The organism is Cyclobacteriaceae bacterium (genome assembly GCA_030584025.1).
In the GTDB taxonomy this organism is placed as follows: domain Bacteria; phylum Bacteroidota; class Bacteroidia; order Cytophagales; family Cyclobacteriaceae; genus UBA2336.
Genome location: CP129487.1, coordinates 2,876,987 through 2,897,893 on the forward strand (window position 1 = coordinate 2,876,987; position 20,907 = coordinate 2,897,893).

Annotated in this window: 21 protein-coding genes; 17 read left to right on the forward strand and 4 right to left on the reverse strand. The window is 41.1% G+C overall.

Annotation, left to right across the window (positions count from 1 at the left end; all coding sequences use genetic code 11):
* Positions 1-639 precede the first annotated feature (639 nt).
* The 8 genes from QY309_12995 (at position 640) to QY309_13030 (ending at position 9,606) form a co-directional block, all read left to right on the forward strand.
* The gene (locus QY309_12995) at positions 640-1,029 is read left to right on the forward strand and encodes a hypothetical protein (protein ID WKZ58783.1); all 390 of its coding nucleotides are present in this window, start codon (positions 640-642) and stop codon (positions 1,027-1,029) included.
* An 877-nt stretch (positions 1,030-1,906) separates the two neighbouring features.
* Positions 1,907-3,364: a hypothetical protein gene (locus QY309_13000; GenBank protein ID WKZ58784.1), complete on the forward strand. Its 1,458-nt coding sequence runs from the start codon at positions 1,907-1,909 to the stop codon at positions 3,362-3,364.
* A 227-nt stretch (positions 3,365-3,591) separates the two neighbouring features.
* Positions 3,592-4,200: a hypothetical protein gene (locus QY309_13005; GenBank protein ID WKZ58785.1), complete on the forward strand. Its 609-nt coding sequence runs from the start codon at positions 3,592-3,594 to the stop codon at positions 4,198-4,200.
* Between the two features lie 236 nt (positions 4,201-4,436).
* A complete protein-coding gene (locus tag QY309_13010; GenBank protein ID WKZ58786.1) occupies positions 4,437-4,874 on the forward strand; it encodes a hypothetical protein in 438 nt (145 codons plus the stop codon).
* Positions 4,875-5,150: 276 nt separating this feature from the next.
* Positions 5,151-5,948: a cation transporter gene (locus QY309_13015; protein ID WKZ61704.1), complete on the forward strand. Its 798-nt coding sequence runs from the start codon at positions 5,151-5,153 to the stop codon at positions 5,946-5,948.
* A gap of 987 nt (positions 5,949-6,935) precedes the next feature.
* A complete protein-coding gene (locus QY309_13020) occupies positions 6,936-7,592 on the forward strand; it encodes a hypothetical protein (protein ID WKZ58787.1) in 657 nt (218 codons plus the stop codon).
* 193 nt (positions 7,593-7,785) lie between these two features.
* Positions 7,786-8,196, forward strand: a complete 411-nt coding sequence (locus tag QY309_13025; GenBank protein ID WKZ58788.1) for a hypothetical protein — start codon at positions 7,786-7,788, stop codon at positions 8,194-8,196.
* A 681-nt stretch (positions 8,197-8,877) separates the two neighbouring features.
* Positions 8,878-9,606 (forward strand): hypothetical protein, encoded by a 729-nt coding sequence (locus tag QY309_13030; protein ID WKZ58789.1) that lies wholly within the window; start codon positions 8,878-8,880, stop codon positions 9,604-9,606.
* 145 nt (positions 9,607-9,751) lie between these two features.
* Here the strand turns inward: QY309_13030 and QY309_13035 are convergent, their stop codons facing one another.
* Complete coding sequence (locus QY309_13035; protein WKZ58790.1) at positions 9,752-10,102, reverse strand: hypothetical protein; 351 nt, start codon at positions 10,100-10,102, stop codon at positions 9,752-9,754.
* A 12-nt stretch (positions 10,103-10,114) separates the two neighbouring features.
* Positions 10,115-10,570, reverse strand: coding sequence for a hypothetical protein (locus QY309_13040; protein ID WKZ58791.1), 456 nt, complete (start codon positions 10,568-10,570; stop codon positions 10,115-10,117).
* Between the two features lie 43 nt (positions 10,571-10,613).
* Between QY309_13040 and QY309_13045 the strand changes: the two genes are divergently transcribed.
* The 4 genes from QY309_13045 (at position 10,614) to QY309_13060 (ending at position 14,661) form a co-directional block, all read left to right on the forward strand.
* Positions 10,614-10,736 (forward strand): hypothetical protein, encoded by a 123-nt coding sequence (locus tag QY309_13045; GenBank protein ID WKZ58792.1) that lies wholly within the window; start codon positions 10,614-10,616, stop codon positions 10,734-10,736.
* A gap of 12 nt (positions 10,737-10,748) precedes the next feature.
* Positions 10,749-11,351 (forward strand): hypothetical protein, encoded by a 603-nt coding sequence (locus tag QY309_13050; GenBank protein ID WKZ58793.1) that lies wholly within the window; start codon positions 10,749-10,751, stop codon positions 11,349-11,351.
* 2,104 nt (positions 11,352-13,455) lie between these two features.
* Positions 13,456-13,803, forward strand: a complete 348-nt coding sequence (locus tag QY309_13055) for a hypothetical protein (protein WKZ58794.1) — start codon at positions 13,456-13,458, stop codon at positions 13,801-13,803.
* A 330-nt stretch (positions 13,804-14,133) separates the two neighbouring features.
* Positions 14,134-14,661 carry a hypothetical protein gene (locus tag QY309_13060; GenBank protein WKZ58795.1) on the forward strand — a complete coding sequence of 176 codons (528 nt, stop codon included), beginning with the start codon at positions 14,134-14,136 and terminating at the stop codon, positions 14,659-14,661.
* Positions 14,662-14,723: 62 nt separating this feature from the next.
* On the opposite strand, the gene QY309_13065 is transcribed toward QY309_13060, so the two are convergent.
* Positions 14,724-15,110, reverse strand: a complete 387-nt coding sequence (locus tag QY309_13065; GenBank protein ID WKZ58796.1) for a hypothetical protein — start codon at positions 15,108-15,110, stop codon at positions 14,724-14,726.
* 236 nt (positions 15,111-15,346) lie between these two features.
* Between QY309_13065 and QY309_13070 the strand changes: the two genes are divergently transcribed.
* The 5 genes from QY309_13070 to QY309_13090 all read left to right on the forward strand — a co-directional run bounded on the left by QY309_13070 (position 15,347) and on the right by QY309_13090 (position 19,879).
* Positions 15,347-15,805, forward strand: a complete 459-nt coding sequence (locus QY309_13070) for a hypothetical protein (protein WKZ58797.1) — start codon at positions 15,347-15,349, stop codon at positions 15,803-15,805.
* A 236-nt stretch (positions 15,806-16,041) separates the two neighbouring features.
* Entirely contained in the window at positions 16,042-16,581 is a 540-nt protein-coding gene (locus tag QY309_13075) for a hypothetical protein (GenBank protein WKZ58798.1), read from the forward strand.
* A gap of 216 nt (positions 16,582-16,797) precedes the next feature.
* Positions 16,798-17,493 (forward strand): DUF4304 domain-containing protein, encoded by a 696-nt coding sequence (locus QY309_13080; GenBank protein WKZ58799.1) that lies wholly within the window; start codon positions 16,798-16,800, stop codon positions 17,491-17,493.
* A 784-nt stretch (positions 17,494-18,277) separates the two neighbouring features.
* On the forward strand, positions 18,278-18,880 hold the full coding sequence (locus QY309_13085; GenBank protein ID WKZ58800.1) for a hypothetical protein: 603 nt from the start codon (positions 18,278-18,280) through the stop codon (positions 18,878-18,880).
* A 201-nt stretch (positions 18,881-19,081) separates the two neighbouring features.
* Positions 19,082-19,879 (forward strand): cation transporter, encoded by a 798-nt coding sequence (locus tag QY309_13090; protein WKZ58801.1) that lies wholly within the window; start codon positions 19,082-19,084, stop codon positions 19,877-19,879.
* A 677-nt stretch (positions 19,880-20,556) separates the two neighbouring features.
* Here the strand turns inward: QY309_13090 and QY309_13095 are convergent.
* Positions 20,557-20,907 carry a hypothetical protein gene (locus QY309_13095; GenBank protein WKZ58802.1) on the reverse strand — a complete coding sequence of 117 codons (351 nt, stop codon included), beginning with the start codon at positions 20,905-20,907 and terminating at the stop codon, positions 20,557-20,559.

Below are 20,907 nucleotides of genomic sequence, written 5' to 3' on the forward strand. Positions count from 1 at the left end.
AGGATTTCAGCAAGCATACAACATTTAATAGACATCAATGAGTATAAATGGACAATCAATTTTTTTGAGAATATTAAACTTCCTTTTGTTCTTTTTTGTACCGACTTCTGTTTTGATGGTAATGGCTATTATTGCTGTTATCTATGAAGGGAATGAACTCAGAGAAGATCGACTACTGATTTATAGCTTAATAATTGCAACTACTTTTGTTATAAAATTTATTAAGGTTAAGTTCTTAAAATCGACAAAAAGTAATAAGGAATGCCCCATAGACAATAAAGAGAGCCATGATAAAATTTCCACTCACTCGACTTAAGGGACGTGAATACAAGAGCAGATAATGAAAATGAATTAATGCAACCAATGACTCTTGACCAAATGACAACGTTTTACATAGAGCCTGACGCGTCCAAAATTATACATTGGCGGACTTGAGACAAGTCCAAATATAAATAGCAGTGGACGCGCACAGGCGGCAACACCAGGTTTATGCCAGCTGCGGGTGACAGGTTGAAATGTAGTTTGGTTTTACTAACTTCGTTTCGTACACGTGGGACAATGACGACTTCGAAAACCGCAGCCGTCATAAACCCAAAACGTTGTGCACCAGGCGTAAAGACGACATAGAGAAACTAATAAATGGAGATAAAATATTACGACAAACTACTTGTCTCAAAATTTAGCCCGGAGAATAGGTGTAACGTTGAAGATGGTGCAATCTTAATAGTGACACCTAAAAGACTAAAGAAAAACACAGGCTACGTAGGACATTATTTTGTGGACCATATAGACCAAAAAACAAAATCACAGTATGGTTGGGTCAAGACAGTTGCCCCAATGTCATTGAATGACTTTATCAACAAATATCTTCAAAGTACACAGGACAGCGACACAATATTTCATAACAAAGTAATGCTAGACTCGATACAAAACCTTTCGGTTGACACTCCAGTTGCAGCAACCTATAGCGAGAGAGGAATTGAGCAAAAACGAATGGAATTTACAGTACACAAAGTTTTTTTCAGATAGACAACTTATTGATTTAGTGTGTTGACACCGGTCATTTCCGTCTGACCTTTGACATCGTGAACGACTTTCACTAATGGGACAAATTATGACCTGACTAACGACAAAGATTCGTTTAACTATTACGGTCGACAGAAACGCCCGGTGCACAACACCGTGTTTATGCCAGCTGCGGGTGATACTCTGATATGTAGTTTTGTTTTATTAATTTCGTTCATCCACGGGGACAATGACGGCTTCGAAAGCCGCAGCCGTCATAAACACAAATCGTTGTGCACCATGCGGTCGGACAAAAAAGTCCTACGCAACGGGTGACAACGTTAACGACATAAACTCGTCTCCGCAGACAATAACGGCAGACTTCAAATCAATAAAGTTTTAGGTACACACTGCCAACGCGCGACTTTAACGTTTCAAAATTGCGTTTGCTGACTGTGAGACAATTTCGGCTTCAGTAGACAAGGACGGACTGAAAATGAAATACAAAAGACTCGTTTACGCGGAGAGTTTTACAGCCGGTGGACAAGAGTTCGTTCCGCGGAGAATTCCGGCATTTTCCCGCGCTCACGTGTTGACACCGTACAGTCTGTCTATAACGGTGGACTTAGACCTGGTTTCAAAACAAAATTCGCAACAGTGGACTAAGATTCGTTTCTTTTATAACGTTCGACAGACCGCACGGTGCACAACACTATGTTTATTTTATTGCGGGGTGCAGTGTGGTGTTGTAATTTTTGTTTCTTAATTTCGTTCGGTGTCGGGGGACAATGACGTGCAGGTCGGTTTTAACATTCCGCTACGCTCCATTTTTAAAACCTCCTATACCCGCAACAAAATAAACACCAACGTTGGGTGCCATTCCTTTTAAGACAGAGTGACCATGAATATATTCCAAACAATTGCGGCTTACTTCATTGGACTCAAAATCGCACTTGCGGTTGACAAGTCGATACGACAGTTTCCTAATATTGACAAGGGAGTAATTCATACCTATTTGAGCAGAAAGGATATTTGGAGCCCCGAACTTTATAGAGACATTAAAAAAAGGATAATTGACGGCTTCGATAAAAGAGTAAGTATATATGAGCTTGACCGCCTTGGTGATAAGTATTTATCCTTTTTCAGAGAAATATTCCCTGAAGACGAAGGACAAGAAATAAAAGAAAAAATAAAAAAAGGAAGGGTAGAGTTTTTTGCGCAGAAGATGATTGATTCAAATCGGTCATTAAGCCCGGACGGAGTTGATGAAATTGTTTCAAAAAGTTTGGAAATGGGAATTGATGACTTTAACACCGTTGAAAAAGTTAAGACTAAGTTTGAATACAATATTTTGAACTGGGAATTGCAAAACGGAATATTTCCCAATTACGACTCCGATTTCATTCTTCAAAAAGATGAGCAATGTATTTACAAGAACAGGTCTGCGGAATTATTGGAAAGGAAACAAATAACAACGAGAGTGAATTATGCTGGCCCAAGAGTTCGAATGAATATCATGAAAGGAGTTAGTTATAGTGTCGGTTCATATAATATAAGTCAAGAGAAAGAAACAGTTAATCAATCAAAAGGCACTGGAACTCTTAATCTAACAACCAAGAGAATTCTCTTCAAGAATAACGACAAGAATCTAACGATTCCTTTAAAATCAATTATTGACATTGAGCCTTTTAGTGACGCAGTTAAGATAATTCGTTCGAGTGGGAATCCGTTGATATTTAAAGTTTTTGACGGAGTCAGGCTTTCTCAATACTTGAACGGTGCAATTGGATTTCTAAACTCAGGAGGTAGAGGACAAGTCGAAAGTCAAAGTGGCGTGCAATTCATAGTGACAACAAGTGAGCCCAAAAGAACTAAAGAAGAAATACAAGAACAATTAGAATATCAAAACAAATACCCCAAGTGGACTAGCTCTCAGAAAACCTTGGGACAATGTTTCAGAGCAAACAGAATTGAACCTTTAAAAGTTGGCACTACAGAAATGGTCTATTACAAAACCGACAGGTTTGCTGAACTATTTGGGCGGGGTAAAGATTGTAGTTATTTCCCTGGATACGGACAAATCTTCAATCGCAAGTTTAAAATATGGTATCAAGAGTATAACTCAAATGACATCCAAGGACTTCGAGAATACTTTGACATAGCGACAGAATATCAGGCTCCTATTTTCGCTGACGAAATATCGGACGGACATCGAATTCATAACGAGTTAGAAAGACGAAAAGGTTACAAACGACTCTTTAACGTAAGGGTTGACAGGACAAGAAGAACTTGGTACGCGGGACTTGAAGAACTTGAGTTTACTGGAATCATTACTGACGGTGAGAGAGAAACAGATTGAGTGAAAAAAGGAACGGCACCCAACAAAAAGTTTATGCAATTGCGGGGTGTAGTGTTAAATTTAAATGTATGTTTCAAATGCAGTTCGGTCACGGGGGACAATTTTACAGCAGGTCGGGTTTAACATTCCGCTGCGCTCCATTTTTAAACCCTCCTAATCCCGCAACTGCATAAACTCAAACGTTGTGCGCAAGTTTTTTTATGAGAGTTTGGACTGCAATATTATTAATGACAATTCTGACACGGAGTTACGGACAAGTGACACTTGGGACGGGAATTGTAAAAATAGAATTTGACGACAAGACAATAATTGACTTTTACACTAAGCCGACTGACAAAGTACATTCAAAGAGAATCGAATTCTTTGACGACAAAGAGATAAAGAGTTGGAATATAAAGAATCTGAAAACTGAACAGACTTGGTTAAAACCCGAAGTACTATGGCTTGACTACTCACAATTTAACTTTAGGTGTAAATCGACAAATGGTGAATGGTTAGAACTTATTGTGAACAACGACAACGGACAGACTTACTGGATTAAAAAGAATAAGACGACAATATTCTTGACTTGGGAAGAATACTTAAAGCAAATGTTTGGGGTGGGCAGACTTGCCGATCATAAACAAATAATAAGAAAACAACCTAGTGACACGGCTGACGAAATAAAATATGAAGGTCGGGACTGTTTTCAAGTGAAATCTTTAAAAGGAGACTGGATTGAAATTTTCACGACTGACCATTGTGACGAAGGACAAAATAGGATTGAAATAAAGAGTGGCTGGATAAAGTGGAGACGTGGTGAGGAATTATTGATAGACTATTACACAACCAGTTAAAAAAAACCAGCGCACAACACCAGGTTTGGTCAATGGCGGGGTGATGTGTACGTATAAATTTCTATCTTCACTACAACGTTTGCCCACGGGGGACTGTGACGTGAAGGTCGCGCTAAACATTCCGCTTCGCTCCATTTTTTAGCGCTCCTATTCCCGCCACTGCCCAAACCCAAACGTTGGGTGCAAGGCGTTAAAGAAAAATGAAGTTACTGATTATCATTGGACTAGTCTTTATCATGACAGACATCTATTCCTGTTCGTGTGAACGTGTTGGTGTAATAAAGGGACAAAGAGGTGCTGACTTTGTGTTTCGTGGACGAGTCGTAGAAGTTAATGAAATCAATACTACAGAAACGGTAACGGGGACAGATTATAAAATTGAATATAGACGGATTGAATTTACTTTTGAGGTTACAAGAGTTTATAAAGGGAAACAATTAAAAGAATTTCAAAATCAAATTACAATTATCACGACTGGTGGAGAAGCTGATTGTGGAAATCGATTTGATAAAGAGAAGGAATACATCGTATACTCATTCAAAGGGGACAAGAAATTAAAAATGGAAATTGCGGACCAAAGTACTAATCCCTTTATGACAACTCATCTATGCACCAGGACAAAGGAATTAAAGCCAATGACTTTTTTGGAGAGATTTATTTTGAAGATAACATAAGTGCTGGACGCTTCCGTCTGACCTTGACTTAACGCATGACTTGGACTCGTTCGACTACATTGACTGTAACGACTGACAAAGACTCATTGACAGATAACGGTCGACAGAAACGCCCAGCACCCAACAACATGTTTCTGCAATGGTGCGGTGACATGTAAGCTATAAATATTTATCTTCGTTCAACGTTTGGTTTCGTGGGACAAGACGCGGCTTCGGAAGCGCACCACTGCAGAAACACAAACGTTGGCGGTAATGGCATTTAAGATGAGTGAGCAAATGGACAAATCGACATTTGAGATTACAAAGATGGACTGCCCATCAGAGGAGACGTTGATAAGAATGAAGCTGGACAGTTTCACAAACATTAAAAACCTGGACTTTGATTTAGAAAAACGTAGGCTGACAGTTTATCATGACGGACTGACCAACGAGATAGAAAAATCAATAGACGACTTAAAACTAAATTCAAAAAGAATTGGGACTGAGAAAATAACGACCGACTTAAACCTTGACAACAAAAAAGATGAACGACAGTTACTGTGGACAGTTCTTCTAATCAATTTCGGTTTTTTTGCAGTTGAGAGCATAACGGGACTCATTTCAAAATCAATGGGGCTCGTGGCCGACAGCTTAGACATGCTGGCGGACGCTTTAGTTTACGGACTAAGTTTATATGCCGTAGGACGGACAGTTCAAGCAAAGAAAAATGTAGCCCGACTAAGTGGATATTTTCAAATGATTTTAGCAATAGTTGGTTTCATTGAAGTAATCAGACGGTTCGTTTCGGCAGACAATCCCCCCGACTACACGACAATGATTATCGTTTCAATCTTTGCATTAATCGGCAACGGAATTTGTTTGTACTTACTACAACGGACAAAGAGCAATGAGGCCCACATGAAAGCAAGCATGATATTTACATCAAATGACGTCATTATAAATATGGGAGTAATTTTGGCCGGTGGACTGGTCTACTTTTTTAATTCCAACAAGCCGGACTTAATTATTGGGACAATAGTTTTTGTAATCGTGACAAGGGGAGCGTTGAGAATCTTAAAATTATCGAGAGCGTGAAATGCCACTACCGCCAACAAAAGGTTTGTGCAATGGCGGGGTTCGGTGTCCTCATAACTTTCGGTTTCTTTATTTAAATTGTCACGTGGGACAAGGCGCAACTGGTCGGTCTTGGCATTCCGCTTCGCTACATTGCCAAGCCCTCCTATGCCCGCCACTGCACAAACCCAAACGTTGCCGGCAATGCGCACAAAACAAAGACAGACAAAATACTAATGAGAAAGACTCGATGACGAGAATTGTAATTTTTAGATTCCTCCTAATGACAATTCTACTAGCGAATTGCAAAAGTTCTAATCAGACTTCTCAAACCAAAATATACCAAGACTTGAATTTCGACAGTGACCAGATAACGAAAAGCGTTTATCTAGTAGACACAGTTACTTTGACAGACAGTTATATATATGTTAAAAGAACGAATGACCAGGTAATCTCATTTTTAAGTAACAATCCAGACTATATGACCGGGGACAGAATCATCTCGGACGAAATTTATGACAATTCCGATATTTTCTTAATGTCTCATTGCTTGTATTGCCACTTAGACGCAAAGGAAATTAAAAATCCCTACGACTTTGAAAAATGTGTTCAGACTAAAATCCAATTGGAAGACGACAATGTGACAATTTATAGATTTTCAAATCGAGTTGACAGATTTATTATCGCACTTATGAATATCAGCTATTATAACAACAGACATTCAAGCCTACATGGTTCTGTATTTCTGAACAGTAAGAATTATAAAAGTGCTTATATAAAAGTTGCGTTTCCATACTGTCCATGAATGTTCAGAGAAAGCGGACAATGTATATATAAAAGACGGACTGAGTGGAGGCGCACAGCCGGCAACACCGGGTTTGTTTAATGGCGGGCGACACAGTCGCCCGTAGTGTCAACAAGTTTATTTATATTCGTGTAGGCGGACAAATCCGTTGGATTTATCCGCCACTAAACAAACCCAAAACGTTGGGCGCCATTATTTTTTAAATGAAATTTATCAAAGACAAACTCTTAATATTTATCCTGTTGACAGGTTTGTTGCAGTTGTACATTATCATGACGAGAGGTGACTGGGAAACATCTGTTGAGCAAAAGGGAGCTGATATGGACAACAACAATCGATTAGTATTAACGGACGATTTATTTATTGAATCTGAGCATTCAATAAGTCCGGCTACTCGGACAATTGGCTCTCATACGTATTTCGTGACAGATAAATGCTTCACGGTCGACAGTCTTGAGATAGCTATTTCAGAAACATATAATGATAAGGAAATCCTATGCAAGAAAGTTAAAACAAGAATTGCCGACATTAATGAATTACAATTTGACTCTTTAGGTGGGATCAAAGAGGAAAGTTTGTTAAAAAGTGAGAAAATAAAAATATGCCCAGGACAACGAATTGAAATATCAAATTGGTTTGAGTATCCTAACAATGAGGCCTCAGAATTCAAGATAAGGTACTTCATTATAACAACAGACAAGCAGAAAATTTTGGGACAAGCTGACCTAATTAAGAAGACTAGCTTTGAAATTAACGGTAGACATCATTATGACTTTATCATTTTACTCTATCCAGTGTTATGGGGACTATTGGGTCTATTAATATTGATTAAAGTTATTAGAGTGGTGCAAAAAAAATAACGGACGCCCAACACCAGGTTTGGTCAATGGCGGGGTGATGTGTAAAATAAAGTTTTATCTTCGCTACAACGTTTGCCCACGGTAGACAGTGACGACCTTGTCGGCCTTAGCATTCCGCGATGCTCCATTGCTAAGGCCTCCTAAGCCCGCCACTGCCCAAACCCAAACGTTGTACGCAAGCCGTTCAAATAAAATGACAGAGAAGATTTACATTCACATGATTGACGGAACAGACATTTGGGTTCCTGTAGATGTGGAACGACTTAACAACAACGAATTTATAATTAAGAAATTTGACGACTTTGACCCTGAAGACACCTCAGTAATTCCGCAATATATTCCCGGAGACATCGTAACACTTAAACCAAGGACAATAGACAATAAGGAATTAAGGACAGTTGAATCAATTGTAAAACCTTCAGACAATAAGCACAAAGACTATTTTGAGTTTCTGTACAGGACAATAACTGGAGACAAATTAAAGGATGAAAACGAAAGACTTAAGTACAAAGACATAATAATAAGGACTAAAAATGAAATTAAGGACGGGAAATTTCATTATCCCGCGATTGTCAATTACGTCAATGGAATTGGGACTGAGTAGAACGGCCAGCGTACAACACCAGGTTTGGTCAATGGCGGGGTGATGTGTAAACATAAAGTGTTATCTTCGCTACAACGTTTGCCCACTGCGGACAGTGACGACTTTGTCGGCCTTAGCATTCCGCGATGCTCCATTGCTAAGGCCTCCTAAGCCCGCCACTGCCCAAACCCAAACGTTGTGTGCAATTGGTGCAGCTGAAATGATAAAAAGTGTTTTTACAAAAGAGGATTTTATATTTCAGCTCAGTTTTCTAAAAGTAAGACGGTAGAGAAATCAGTATGATTTCGATTCAAGTCCTTGCGGTGAGACCGTGGAAAGTTCGCACTTTCAAACGGGTGACCCCGTTCCAAGGACTTGGGGACGAAGTTAGCCGTTATCGAGGACATCATCCAGATGGCAACCGATTACAAACGGTTAATTACGGCTTTTACGACTTACTTAGACGATTATTGAGCCGTAAAATCCCTTTTGACCGTCCAAACAACAGACATATAGACCCATCTATATGTTCATAATTTGGACTTAAAAACACTTCTTGACTTTAAATTCAGTGTTGACCGCTGCACCAACAGCACACAACACCATGTTTGTGTCAATGGCGCTGAATTAATTTAATTTTTTTATTTTTGATTCAGCGCCACTGCACAAACACATACATTGTGGGTAATTTTTTCTAAAGACATGCGGACAACCATTTACATAACCTTCGCTTTACTGACACCATTCATTTCTAGCGGACAAATTGCAGCATTTTTTCAGGTTACCGACACCGTATTAACTGACAGTAAAAGGACTGAAATTGAAAAATTAAAAAAAAATAAACTTAGTTTCTATGAGGACAATGATTACACTGTCAGCAAAACTTGCAGTGGAGAGTGGGGAGGGACGATAAGATTTAAGGACAAAATAAATGGCAAAGAATATTCTTGTGAGGCGACATGTCCTGTCTCTGTTAACAAAATTGATGACAACTACATTGTAACAAGTTCCCTTGCTCACTTGAGTGGCTTTACTGAGATAATTAAAATTTCTGACCCTAAATCGATGGACATCTTCCAAATGCCACCGCCAAGAAAGAAAAAAGGGAAAAAGATATTTCGCTACGCTGGGGACGATGAATCAAAATCGAAGAAAGGGACCGAGACCCTGGTAGATAGCATTGGAGTTTTAGCTTTAGCAAGTTTCATTTTTGAACAAGAACTTTTTCATGTAATAACAGATTTTAGAAAAACCTATATAGCTAAAATAGAGAATAAAAGCTTCGTAATGGTTGCGCTAATCACAAGTGAACGAACATGGACTTACGACAATGACGTGATTACGACTAAAGACGGCCATATCATAATAACTATACAAGATGGTTACATTGACATATTCGGAAACCAAGTCAAAGTATTAAAAGCGAGTTGAAAAAACTACCCACAACAACAGGTTTGGTCAATGGCGGGGTGATGTGTAAGTATAAAATATTATCTTCGCTACAACGTTTACCCACGGTGGACTGTGACGACCTAGTTGGCCTTAACATTCCGCGATGCTTCATTGCTAAGGCCTCCTAAGCCCGCCACTGCCCAAACCCAAACGTTGGCGTCAATTTGCGATAAAAGATTAGTGAGCAAACAGACGCCAACATAGTGTATGTCCCATTAAAACCAGGACATACACGACCGATGAAAAAAAGAATGCAGGCCAACGCACGGAACACCAAACCACTTTCTGACAGCTCATCTCCGCTCCGACATTCAGCCGCAGTCCTTTCCGCAGATGTACCTGCCGTCCGCCCCATGGACAAAAGAAAGGACATTACTCCCAACGCACGGAACACCAAACCACTTCCTGACAGCTCATCTCCGCTCCGACATTCAGCCGCAGTCCCTTCCGCAGATGTACCTGCCGTCCGCCCCATGGATAAAATGATTCAAGACCAACCCTCAAAATTCTGACTAGAAATGAATTGGCAAACTGCCGCCAACACCAGGTTTGTGGCAATGGCGCTGGATAAGGATAAAGTATTTTCTATTTTTGTCCAGCGCCACTGCACAAACCCAAACGTTGGCGTCAATTTGCGATAAAAGATTAGTGAGCAAACAGACGCCAACATAGTGTATGTCCCATTAAAACCAGGACATACACGACCGATGAAAAAAAGAATGCAGGCCAACGCACGGAACACCAAACCACTTTCTGACAGCTCATCTCCGCTCCGACATTCAGCCGCAGTCCTTTCCGCAGATGTACCTGCCGTCCGCCCCATGGACAAAAGAAAGGACATTACTCCCAACGCACGGAACACCAAACCACTTCCTGACAGCTCATCTCCGCTCCGACATTCAGCCGCAGTCCCTTCCGCAGATGTACCTGCCGTCCGCCCCATGGATAAAATGATTCAAGACCAACCCTCAAAATTCTGACTAGAAATGAATTGGCAAACTGCCGCCAACACCAGGTTTGTGGCAATGGCGCTGGATAAGGATAAAGTATTTTCTATTTTTGTCCAGCGCCACTGCACAAACCCAAACGTTGTGGGCAAGCACTTTTAAAACTATTAGACCATGAAAAAAGGACTGACAATCATGACCTGGACGACTTTGTTAGTTTTTGGTTGTTCAAAAGAGGCCGACATTGAAGTCGAGAAATGCGGGTGTGACGGGACAAAGACCGAGACGGTTGACAACATTTTCGGACTTGTTGTAGAGACGACTGACGGATTTGAAATAATTACTGACGAGAAAGGAATTTTAAAACCATGCACCGAGTTGACAGGTGACATAGCAGCTGATTTTCAACCTGTGACACTATCAGGACAACTGAGACTTAATTGTAATGAAATAAGTGGATACTTTAAAATTACGCCAATTGAAATAAATGAGATAACAATTCGAGCAACTAATTATAATAAGACCGACATTACACTTACTATCGTGAGGAGTGAAGACTACGGTTACGAGCCAGGATTTGGATATTTCATTGAAGACAAACGAACAACATTTGGGACAAGGTGGTTACAGCCCCACATACCTGCAGTTGGAGGGTTAAGCACATTTGACTCGGAGGACAAAGCTGTAAAGACAGGACTATTGTCGATATTTTCAGTTAGGGGACAAAGCGCATATATTACGCCTGAAATTTTAGAATACATTAAGGTGGTACAATAAAGTGCCAGCCCACAACAGTGTGCATATTGCATGGCGGGGCTCGGTGTCCTCATAACTTCCGTTATCTTTATGTGCATTTGTCACGCGGACAATTTACAACTGGTCGCGCTTGTCGGCCTCACGGCCTTAACAAGCGCTCCTAAACCCGCCACGACAATATGCACCAACGTTGGCAACCATGCTATGAGACAACTGATTAACCTGACCATAATTTTGACTTGTGTATCGTGTGACATCTCAAAACAAAAAGATGACAACTACAACAAGTCACGAGACATGGTTGCCGAAGACAATTTGATTGAATTTAATCACGCAGACATATTTGAGATACTAAATCATAAAAAAACAAACGACTATCCCTCATCCGAGACGGACACGACAATTTGTAAAAATTGGACATTAACGGTCAAACACATTGAACAAATAATAAAGGACTCGGAGATAATAAGCGGACCGGACTGGCATCATTTATTTGAGCATTTACCTTGCTCTATAACAGGACAATTAAGACAAAAAGACAGGACATTTGAATTTCAAATAAATGGAGGTTCTTGGCTGACAATAATGAATAAGGACACGACAATATATTTTGGGCACTTTAAACCAGACGGTGACGATCTATTTATTTCGCGACCAATGGACATAGAGAGTGAGGACTAGCACGGTTGCCAACACCAGGTTTGGTCAATGGCGGGGTGATGTGTAACTATAATTTTTTATCTTCGCTACAACGTTTGCCCACGGGGGACTGTGACGTGAAGGTCGCGCTAAACATTCCGCTTCGCTCCATTTTTTAGCACTCCTATTCCCGCCACTGCCCAAACCCAAACGTTACCGCCAATACGCGGACAGAGAAATCAAAGAGTCAAAAGACAACTGACTCGTCCGCAGATAATGACGGCAACTTTTGACTTTCCCATTTCCGCAGACAATAACGTCACAGGTTAACTTTTGACTTGCTCGTTTTCGTAGACAATAACGTAACGCTTGACTTGGTGCAAAAGTCTTGGTTAAAGTTTCAGCAGACAAATCAGTAACGCAAGACAGCCCGCCCCCCGAGCGACTAAAGAGAACGCGCGTAAGCGCGAATTTTTTTTAGGTTTGGTGAAGAATATTTTGAAAAATCGCCTTAAAAAATTTTTTCAGACAGTTTTGACCTATAAAGACGACCCAACAGACAACGTTTGGCAAGGTTGGAGCCAGACGCGTCCACAAATAGTTAACGGCAGACTTGAGACAAGTCTAAAATTAAAGTAACGGTGGACGCGTACTGGCGGTAACAACAGGTTTGTGCCAGCTTGCGGGTGATGTGTGGCTATGAAGTTTTCGTTTCTTTACTTAGTTTAGTAACGGTAGACTGCTTGGACTGGTCGGGCTTAACATTCCGCTACGCTGCATTTTTAAGCCCTCCTATCCGCAAGCCGTCACAAACCCAAACGTTAGGTGCAAGGCGGTAGGACGACAAAAAAAGAAATGAACAAAAGAACAACTTGGACTTATTACTTCGGACTTTTCTGCTTGATGACAAGTTGTTACTCGTTTGACAAGGAAGTTGCACTGAAAGAATTTAAAGAGTTAAAACCGGACTGTGAAATAATAAAAACCTCGGACTATCAGTGTGACGGGACACTTGGAGAATGTTGGTACGTAGAGTTCAAATACAAAAAGTCGGACTCTGAAATAACTTACGACACGACTTTGCAATATTGGAAGGTTAAGGACAAGTGGGTAACAAAAAGAGAATTCAATAAAATAACTAACAATTGAGTTGTTGACGCTAGACGGCTCCGTCTGACCTTGGACACGTAAGTTGACACAGTCTCGTTGGACAATTCAACTTTGAACGGCAGACATAGACTCTTTAATATATAACGGTCTGACGAAACCGCCCAGCACCTAACAACGTGTTTATGCCAGCTTGGGGTTTTGTGTAAAAATGTAAATCGTTTTCTTAATTTAGTGTCACAACGGTGGACGATTTGGTCAGGTCGTGTTTGTCATGCTGCGCATTTAACAAACACTCCTATTCCCAAGCCGTCATAAACCCAAACGTTAGGCGCAAGGCGTTTAGACAGAAAGACGACTGACGAAACATTTTTACTTCATGACAACAAGCTCATTTGAGGAAATTGATAAATCACTGGACAATTGGTTAAAAAAGTACGGACTAATTGTTTACAAGGAGTACAAAGACGAAGAAGTCAGACACATACCAATAATTGATAATCAAGGGACTAAATATGAATTAGCAATTGTACCATTAGGCAACTCGAGTTTTAAATTGCATTTGTTCTGGAGTGACGACAATGACAAGAGAATTTTAAGACTAAAGAACAAAAAGACATGGGAGAAAGAAGTAAATAAAAAAGACATGGAAGACAGTCTTAATGAAGCTTATGAGATTGTTGAATCATGGATTACTGACATTGGACATGAAAGAAAGTGGTACTAAGTAAAAATAAATGTTGTTGACACTGGACGTTTCAGTCTGACCTAAAATATAATTGGCAAACCGGACTCATTAAACAAATATGCTTTCGTTACGTGACAAAGATTTGTAAAATAAACGGTCGACAGAAACGCCCAGCGCCTAACAACAGGTTTGTGCCAGCTTGCGGGTGATTTGTGGCTATGAAGTCTTCGTTTCTTTACTTAGTTTCGTAACGGTAGACTGTTTGCAACTGGTCAGGCTTAACATTTCGCTACGCTTCATTTTTAAGCCCTCCTATCAGCAAGCCGTCACAAACCCAAACGTTGGCGCCAATTACTTGACTGACCCGACATGAATTTAAAAAAGGGACTTCTAATTCTTTTACTTGTATTAATGGTATTAATAACCAGTGGGACAGTTTGGTTATTCAATGCGGACAAGTTCTATTCGGAGTACTGGCTACAAAAACGTGTTGACAAACTTCAAGCAAATGACTTTCAACATGACACTTCAATAAGGACAATCAAATACAGATTCTATTACGACCCAACCATTGACATATCAATCGAAATAAATGAAAAGGGACAACTGACGGTTTTAAGGGACTGTTGGTTCAATGACTCGCAAAAAATAAAATCTTATCACCTTCAAGTTGACTCAAGTAGCTTCAAAAGACTAAAAAGCAAATTTCAAAGGACATGGACTGAGTCTAAAACTTTAGATGCTGACTTTAAACTTGGTGGAATTTACTACACACTTGTACTAAATGACAATGGACAAGAGACTTCAATTGACTACTATAACGTCACTCCGGACAAGGAATTTAATGAATTTAGAAACGAATTAATTAAGTTGACTAAAAAGGAGTTGGACAAGTAACTGGCGCCAACACCGGGTTTGTTTAATGGCGGGCGACACAGTCGCCCGTAGTGTCAACAAGTTTATTTATATTCGTGTAGGCGGACAAATCCGTTGGATTTATCCGCCACTAAACAAACCCAAAACGTTGGCGTCAATTTGCGATAAAAGATTAGTGAGCAAACAGACGCCAACATAGTGTATGTCCCATTAAAACCAGGACATACACGACCGATGAAAAAAAGAATGCAGGCCAACGCACGGAACACCAAACCACTTTCTGACAGCTCATCTCCGCTCCGACATTCAGCCGCAGTCCTTTCCGCAGATGTACCTGCCGTCCGCCCCATGGACAAAAGAAAGGACATTACTCCCAACGCACGGAACACCAAACCACTTCCTGACAGCTCATCTCCGCTCCGACATTCAGCCGCAGTCCCTTCCGCAGATGTACCTGCCGTCCGCCCCATGGATAAAATGATTCAAGACCAACCCTCAAAATTCTGACTAGAAATGAATTGGCAAACTGCCGCCAACACCAGGTTTGTGGCAATGGCGCTGGATAAGGATAAAGTATTTTCTATTTTTGTCCAGCGCCACTGCACAAACCCAAACGTTGGCTGCAAGCTTTTTTGACAAGATGCGACTGAAATATTTTTTGATAATTAGCATTGGACTTTTTAGCTGCTCGAAAAGGGACAGCAGTATGACTTCCCAAGAGGATAGTTTACATTCCGAGCCAGTCTACTCCGCTCTGACACTAGACGAATACAAAGAATTTTACAATTCAGACACGACAAATATTCCGTCTGACTTGATAATCGATTTTGACTGTGCGGTTCTAATCTATCCAGACGAAGCAGAGATTAACAAAATGAAAAAGGAATACGGTGAAGATGACTTTTATATAATTGCTGATGACAACAATTGGTATCAAGGAATGGCAATTGAAATGCTGGACTCATTAGGGATAAAAAAGGCGACAGTTCACGGGGACTCATTGAGATTTAAGGGAGAATCCAGGACTTGGGGTTTTGATTTAAAAAGGGACAGCTTGACTGGATGGAACTTAATTCTCTTTTCTCGGACGAAAGGACCACAAGTAGTATCCACGGTTGATTTAACAACCCAACAAATCAGAGACTATTTTGGCATTGCAGAATAAAAAGCCAGCAGCCAACACCAGGTTTGGTCAATGGCGGGGTGATGTATAGGTATAAAGTATTATCTTCGCTACAACGTTTGCCCACGGTAGACTGTGGCGACCAAGTCGGCCTTAGCATTCCGCGATGCTTCATTGCTAAGGCCTCCTAAGCCCGCCACTGCCCAAACCCAAACGTTGTGCACAATGCGCCAGGACAGATGAGTAAACGGACAACTAAAATATTAATCATCGGACTTTTGACAACGACCGGTTTGACCTTTGGGTACTTCAAGGTTGACAAGTTTTTGAAGGTAGACTCTTGCCTCGACCGTGGTGGACGATGGAACTATGAGACTAATGAGTGTGAATTAGAGACGACTGCTAAGTCGGACACGGTGGACACGCTGCACGGATATAATGAACTTTTAGGCAAAGATGGCAGGACTGTTTACACAGTTTCAGAATATAACACCGACTTGGAGAACGTTGATAATGTTAAACGACCCGAGAAAACAATAATTAATAATCCGACAGTTGACACCGCATTACTTTTTAGAATATGGACGTTAGACCCAGACGGACCTCACGCTGACTTTTGGATAAAAAAAGAACATTTTTATATCGTGGACTATGACGGAGACGGCAGAATGCCCTACATACTCGATAAAGACTCTTTGACAATTTATTACAACGACTTCATTCAAAAAGGACGAGTGTTAAAAGTGACAAAGGACTCGATGACAATTAAGTGGGACGATGCGGACGAACCGACAGATTATATTGAATGGAGGAACTAAGGCGCACAGTGCACAACACCAGGTTTGGTCAATGGCGGGGTGACCAGTCTGTAAAAAGTTTTATCTTCGCTACAACGTTTGCCCACGGTAGACAGTGACGACCTTGTCGGCCTTAGCATTCCGCGATGCTCCATTGCTAAGGCCTCCTAAGCCCGCCACTGCCCAAACCCAAACGTTGGCGGTCATGCTTTCTGGACAAATTAGACTTCGATTAACGTGGGACTTTTTGATTTTATAAAGAACAGACGGACTGAGAAGAAAACTGAAATCCTGGACAAGGTAGAAATGAAAAAATACTTGGACTCGATTCAAGCAGACGTTTTTTCATTCCTAAAACCACTTGGTTTTAAAAAGAAAGGACGGACTTTCAACCGACAGACTGAGCATGGTATTTTTCAAGTGATAAACTTACAGAGTGGCAGATACGAATTCGGTGACAAGTATGTAATCCCCGGACTTAGGGAGAATTACTACGGAAAGTTTACAGTAAACCTTGGAGTATTAGTTAAAGAGCTTTACGAATTGGACGTTCATAATAAACCAACTGACTTTTACCACGAATACAATTGCCAAATCAGGGAACGACTTCCGCACTTGACAATGGGACAGGACTTTTGGTGGACAATCTCATCAAATACCAAAGAAACAGCAGCTGAAATTGTTGAAGGACTAAGTAACAAAGGACTGAATTGGCTTGACACCTTTGACAACAGAGAAAAGATTTGCCGGACTTGGGGGACAGACGTAACTCATGCAAGACGAGCTAAACTTGATGTGGCACTTATCGTTTTGCAGACCGACAAAGAAAAAGGTAAACAGCTAATTCAGGACTACTACGATAACATTGACCTTAAAGGACACAAGGAGTATGTATTTGAATTATCGAAGGGACTTGGGGTTCAATTAAAATAGTCGGGTAAGAAAGCACGAACCGCCAACAAAATGTTTGCGCAATGGTGGGGTTTGATGTAAGTTATAAGTTTCTATCTTCGTTCAACGTTTGGTCACGTGGGACAGATACGTTTTCAAAAGCCCACCACTGCGCAAACACAAACGTTACCGCCAATACGCGGACAGAGAAATCAAAGAGTCAAAAGACAACTGACTCGTCCGCAGATAATGACGGCAACTTTTGACTTTCCCATTTCCGCAGACAATAACGTCACAGGTTAACTTTTGACTTGCTCGTTTTCGTAGACAATAACGTAACGCTTGACTTGGTGCAAAAGTCTTGGTTAAAGTTTCAGCAGACAAATCAGTAACGCAAGACAGCCCGCCCCCCGAGCGACTAAAGAGAACGCGCGTAAGCGCGAATTTTTTTTAGGTTTGGTGAAGAATATTTTGAAAAATCGCCTTAAAAAATTTTTTCAGACAGTTTTGACCTATAAAGACGACCCAACAGACAACGTTTGGCAAGGTTGGAGCCAGACGCGTCCACAAATAGTTAACGGCAGACTTGAGACAAGTCTAAAATTAAAGTAACGGTGGACGCGTACTGGCGGTAACAACAGGTTTGTGCCAGCTTGCGGGTGATGTGTGGCTATGAAGTTTTCGTTTCTTTACTTAGTTTAGTAACGGTAGACTGCTTGGACTGGTCGGGCTTAACATTCCGCTACGCTGCATTTTTAAGCCCTCCTATCCGCAAGCCGTCACAAACCCAAACGTTGTGGGCAAGCACTTTTAAAACTATTAGACCATGAAAAAAGGACTGACAATCATGACCTGGACGACTTTGTTAGTTTTTGGTTGTTCAAAAGAGGCCGACATTGAAGTCGAGAAATGCGGGTGTGACGGGACAAAGACCGAGACGGTTGACAACATTTTCGGACTTGTTGTAGAGACGACTGACGGATTTGAAATAATTACTGACGAGAAAGGAATTTTAAAACCATGCACCGAGTTGACAGGTGACATAGCAGCTGATTTTCAACCTGTGACACTATCAGGACAACTGAGACTTAATTGTAATGAAATAAGTGGATACTTTAAAATTACGCCAATTGAAATAAATGAGATAACAATTCGAGCAACTAATTATAATAAGACCGACATTACACTTACTATCGTGAGGAGTGAAGACTACGGTTACGAGCCAGGATTTGGATATTTCATTGAAGACAAACGAACAACATTTGGGACAAGGTGGTTACAGCCCCACATACCTGCAGTTGGAGGGTTAAGCACATTTGACTCGGAGGACAAAGCTGTAAAGACAGGACTATTGTCGATATTTTCAGTTAGGGGACAAAGCGCATATATTACGCCTGAAATTTTAGAATACATTAAGGTGGTACAATAAAGTGCCAGCCCACAACAGTGTGCATATTGCATGGCGGGGCTCGGTGTCCTCATAACTTCCGTTATCTTTATGTGCATTTGTCACGCGGACAATTTACAACTGGTCGCGCTTGTCGGCCTCACGGCCTTAACAAGCGCTCCTAAACCCGCCACGACAATATGCACCAACGTTGTGGGTAATGGCATCGGACAATTTAGTGTAATGGACAAAACGACATTTGAGATAACGAAAATGGACTGCCCATCAGAGGAGAGACTGATAAGGATGAAGCTGGACAATTTCTCAAACATTAAAAACTTAGACTTTGATTTAGAAAAGCGTAGACTGACAGTTTATCATAACGGACTGACAACCGAAATAGAGAAATCAATAGACGACTTAAAACTGAACTCAAAAAGAATTGGGACAGAGAAAATAACGACCGACATAAAGATTGAGAACCAAATAAATGAAAGGCAATTACTCTGGACTGTTTTACTAATCAATTTTGGACTCTTCGCAGTAGAGAGTATCACGGGACTTATTTCAAAATCAATGGGACTTGTAGCCGACAGCTTGGACATGTTGGCAGACGCTTTGGTTTATGGACTTAGTTTGTACGCTGTTGGAAGAGCAATCCAAGCAAAGAAAAATGTAGCCCGACTTAGTGGATACTTTCAAATGATTTTAGCAATTATTGGGTTCATCGAAGTTATCAGACGTTTTGTTTCGGTGGACAGTCCACCCAACTTTACGACAATGATTATTGTTTCAATTTTTGCATTAATCGGCAACGGAATTTGTTTGTACCTGCTACAACGGACAAAAAGTAATGAGGCCCACATGAAAGCGAGCATGATATTTACGTCAAATGACGTTATTATAAATATGGGAGTAATTTTAGCCGGTGGACTGGTTTACTTTTTTAATTCTAACAAGCCGGACTTAATTATTGGGACAATAGTTTTTGTAATCGTGACAAGAGGTGCGGTGAGAATTCTTAAAATATCAAGCGAGTGAAGATGCCACTACCCACAACAAAATGTTTGCTCAATGGTGCGGTGACGTGTTACTCAAAGTGCTATCTTCGTTCTACGTTTTGTGTCGGGGACAGGACGCGGCTTCGAAACCGCACCACTGCGCAAACACAAACGTTGTGCACCATGCGGTCGGACAGAAAAGTCCTTCGCATTTAGTGACAACGTTAACGAGACTTATTCGCCTTCGCAGACAATAACGGCAGACTTCAAATCAATAAAGTTTTTGGTTCGCACTGCTAACGCTCGACATCAAAGTTTCAATACATCACTATCACCTACAAGACATTTTCGGCTTCGGTAGACAAGGATGAATTGAAACAAAAAAGGACATGTTTACGCGGACAGTTTTGCAGTCAGTGGAAAAAGTTCGTTCCGCAGATAGTTTCGGCTTTTTCCCGCGCGCACGTGTTGACACCGTACAGTCTGTCTATAACTGGCGACTTTGACTTAGCTTCAAAATAAAATTCGCAACGGCAGACAAAGACTCTGTTTACTTATAACGTCCGACAGACCGCACGGTGCACAACACCAGGTTTGGTCAATGGCGGGGTGCTTTATATGTATAAAGTTTTTATCTTCGCCAGTACGTTTGGTAACGGTGGACAAGGACGTGAAGGTCGCGCTAAACATTCCGCTACGCTCCATTTTTTAGCGCTCCTATTCCCGCCACTGCCCAAACCCAAACGTTGGCGTCAATTTGCGATAAAAGATTAGTGAGCAAACAGACGCCAACATAGTGTATGTCCCATTAAAACCAGGACATACACGACCGATGAAAAAAAGAATGCAGGCCAACGCACGGAACACCAAACCACTTTCTGACAGCTCATCTCCGCTCCGACATTCAGCCGCAGTCCTTTCCGCAGATGTACCTGCCGTCCGCCCCATGGACAAAAGAAAGGACATTACTCCCAACGCACGGAACACCAAACCACTTCCTGACAGCTCATCTCCGCTCCGACATTCAGCCGCAGTCCCTTCCGCAGATGTACCTGCCGTCCGCCCCAT

What these genes read in the sequence shown, in the direction of transcription:
- QY309_13015 (WKZ61704.1), top strand. Translation starts at nt 5,151, where the DNA reads ATGGACAAATCGACATTTGAGATTACAAAGATGGACTGCCCATCAGAG.
- QY309_12995 (WKZ58783.1), top strand. Translation starts at nt 640, where the DNA reads ATGGAGATAAAATATTACGACAAACTACTTGTCTCAAAATTTAGCCCG.
- QY309_13005 (WKZ58785.1), top strand. Translation starts at nt 3,592, where the DNA reads ATGACAATTCTGACACGGAGTTACGGACAAGTGACACTTGGGACGGGA.
- QY309_13000 (WKZ58784.1), top strand. Translation starts at nt 1,907, where the DNA reads ATGAATATATTCCAAACAATTGCGGCTTACTTCATTGGACTCAAAATC.
- QY309_13095 (WKZ58802.1), bottom strand. Translation starts at nt 20,907, where the DNA reads ATGGGGCGGACGGCAGGTACATCTGCGGAAGGGACTGCGGCTGAATGT.
- QY309_13055 (WKZ58794.1), top strand. Translation starts at nt 13,456, where the DNA reads ATGACAACAAGCTCATTTGAGGAAATTGATAAATCACTGGACAATTGG.
- QY309_13045 (WKZ58792.1), top strand. Translation starts at nt 10,614, where the DNA reads ATGAATTGGCAAACTGCCGCCAACACCAGGTTTGTGGCAATGGCGCTG.
- QY309_13035 (WKZ58790.1), bottom strand. Translation starts at nt 10,102, where the DNA reads ATGGGGCGGACGGCAGGTACATCTGCGGAAGGGACTGCGGCTGAATGT.
- QY309_13010 (WKZ58786.1), top strand. Translation starts at nt 4,437, where the DNA reads ATGACAGACATCTATTCCTGTTCGTGTGAACGTGTTGGTGTAATAAAG.
- QY309_13090 (WKZ58801.1), top strand. Translation starts at nt 19,082, where the DNA reads ATGGACAAAACGACATTTGAGATAACGAAAATGGACTGCCCATCAGAG.
- QY309_13065 (WKZ58796.1), bottom strand. Translation starts at nt 15,110, where the DNA reads ATGGGGCGGACGGCAGGTACATCTGCGGAAGGGACTGCGGCTGAATGT.
- QY309_13020 (WKZ58787.1), top strand. Translation starts at nt 6,936, where the DNA reads ATGAAATTTATCAAAGACAAACTCTTAATATTTATCCTGTTGACAGGT.
- QY309_13030 (WKZ58789.1), top strand. Translation starts at nt 8,878, where the DNA reads ATGCGGACAACCATTTACATAACCTTCGCTTTACTGACACCATTCATT.
- QY309_13060 (WKZ58795.1), top strand. Translation starts at nt 14,134, where the DNA reads ATGAATTTAAAAAAGGGACTTCTAATTCTTTTACTTGTATTAATGGTA.
- QY309_13040 (WKZ58791.1), bottom strand. Translation starts at nt 10,570, where the DNA reads ATGGGGCGGACGGCAGGTACATCTGCGGAAGGGACTGCGGCTGAATGT.
- QY309_13085 (WKZ58800.1), top strand. Translation starts at nt 18,278, where the DNA reads ATGAAAAAAGGACTGACAATCATGACCTGGACGACTTTGTTAGTTTTT.
- QY309_13025 (WKZ58788.1), top strand. Translation starts at nt 7,786, where the DNA reads ATGACAGAGAAGATTTACATTCACATGATTGACGGAACAGACATTTGG.
- QY309_13050 (WKZ58793.1), top strand. Translation starts at nt 10,749, where the DNA reads ATGAAAAAAGGACTGACAATCATGACCTGGACGACTTTGTTAGTTTTT.
- QY309_13070 (WKZ58797.1), top strand. Translation starts at nt 15,347, where the DNA reads ATGACTTCCCAAGAGGATAGTTTACATTCCGAGCCAGTCTACTCCGCT.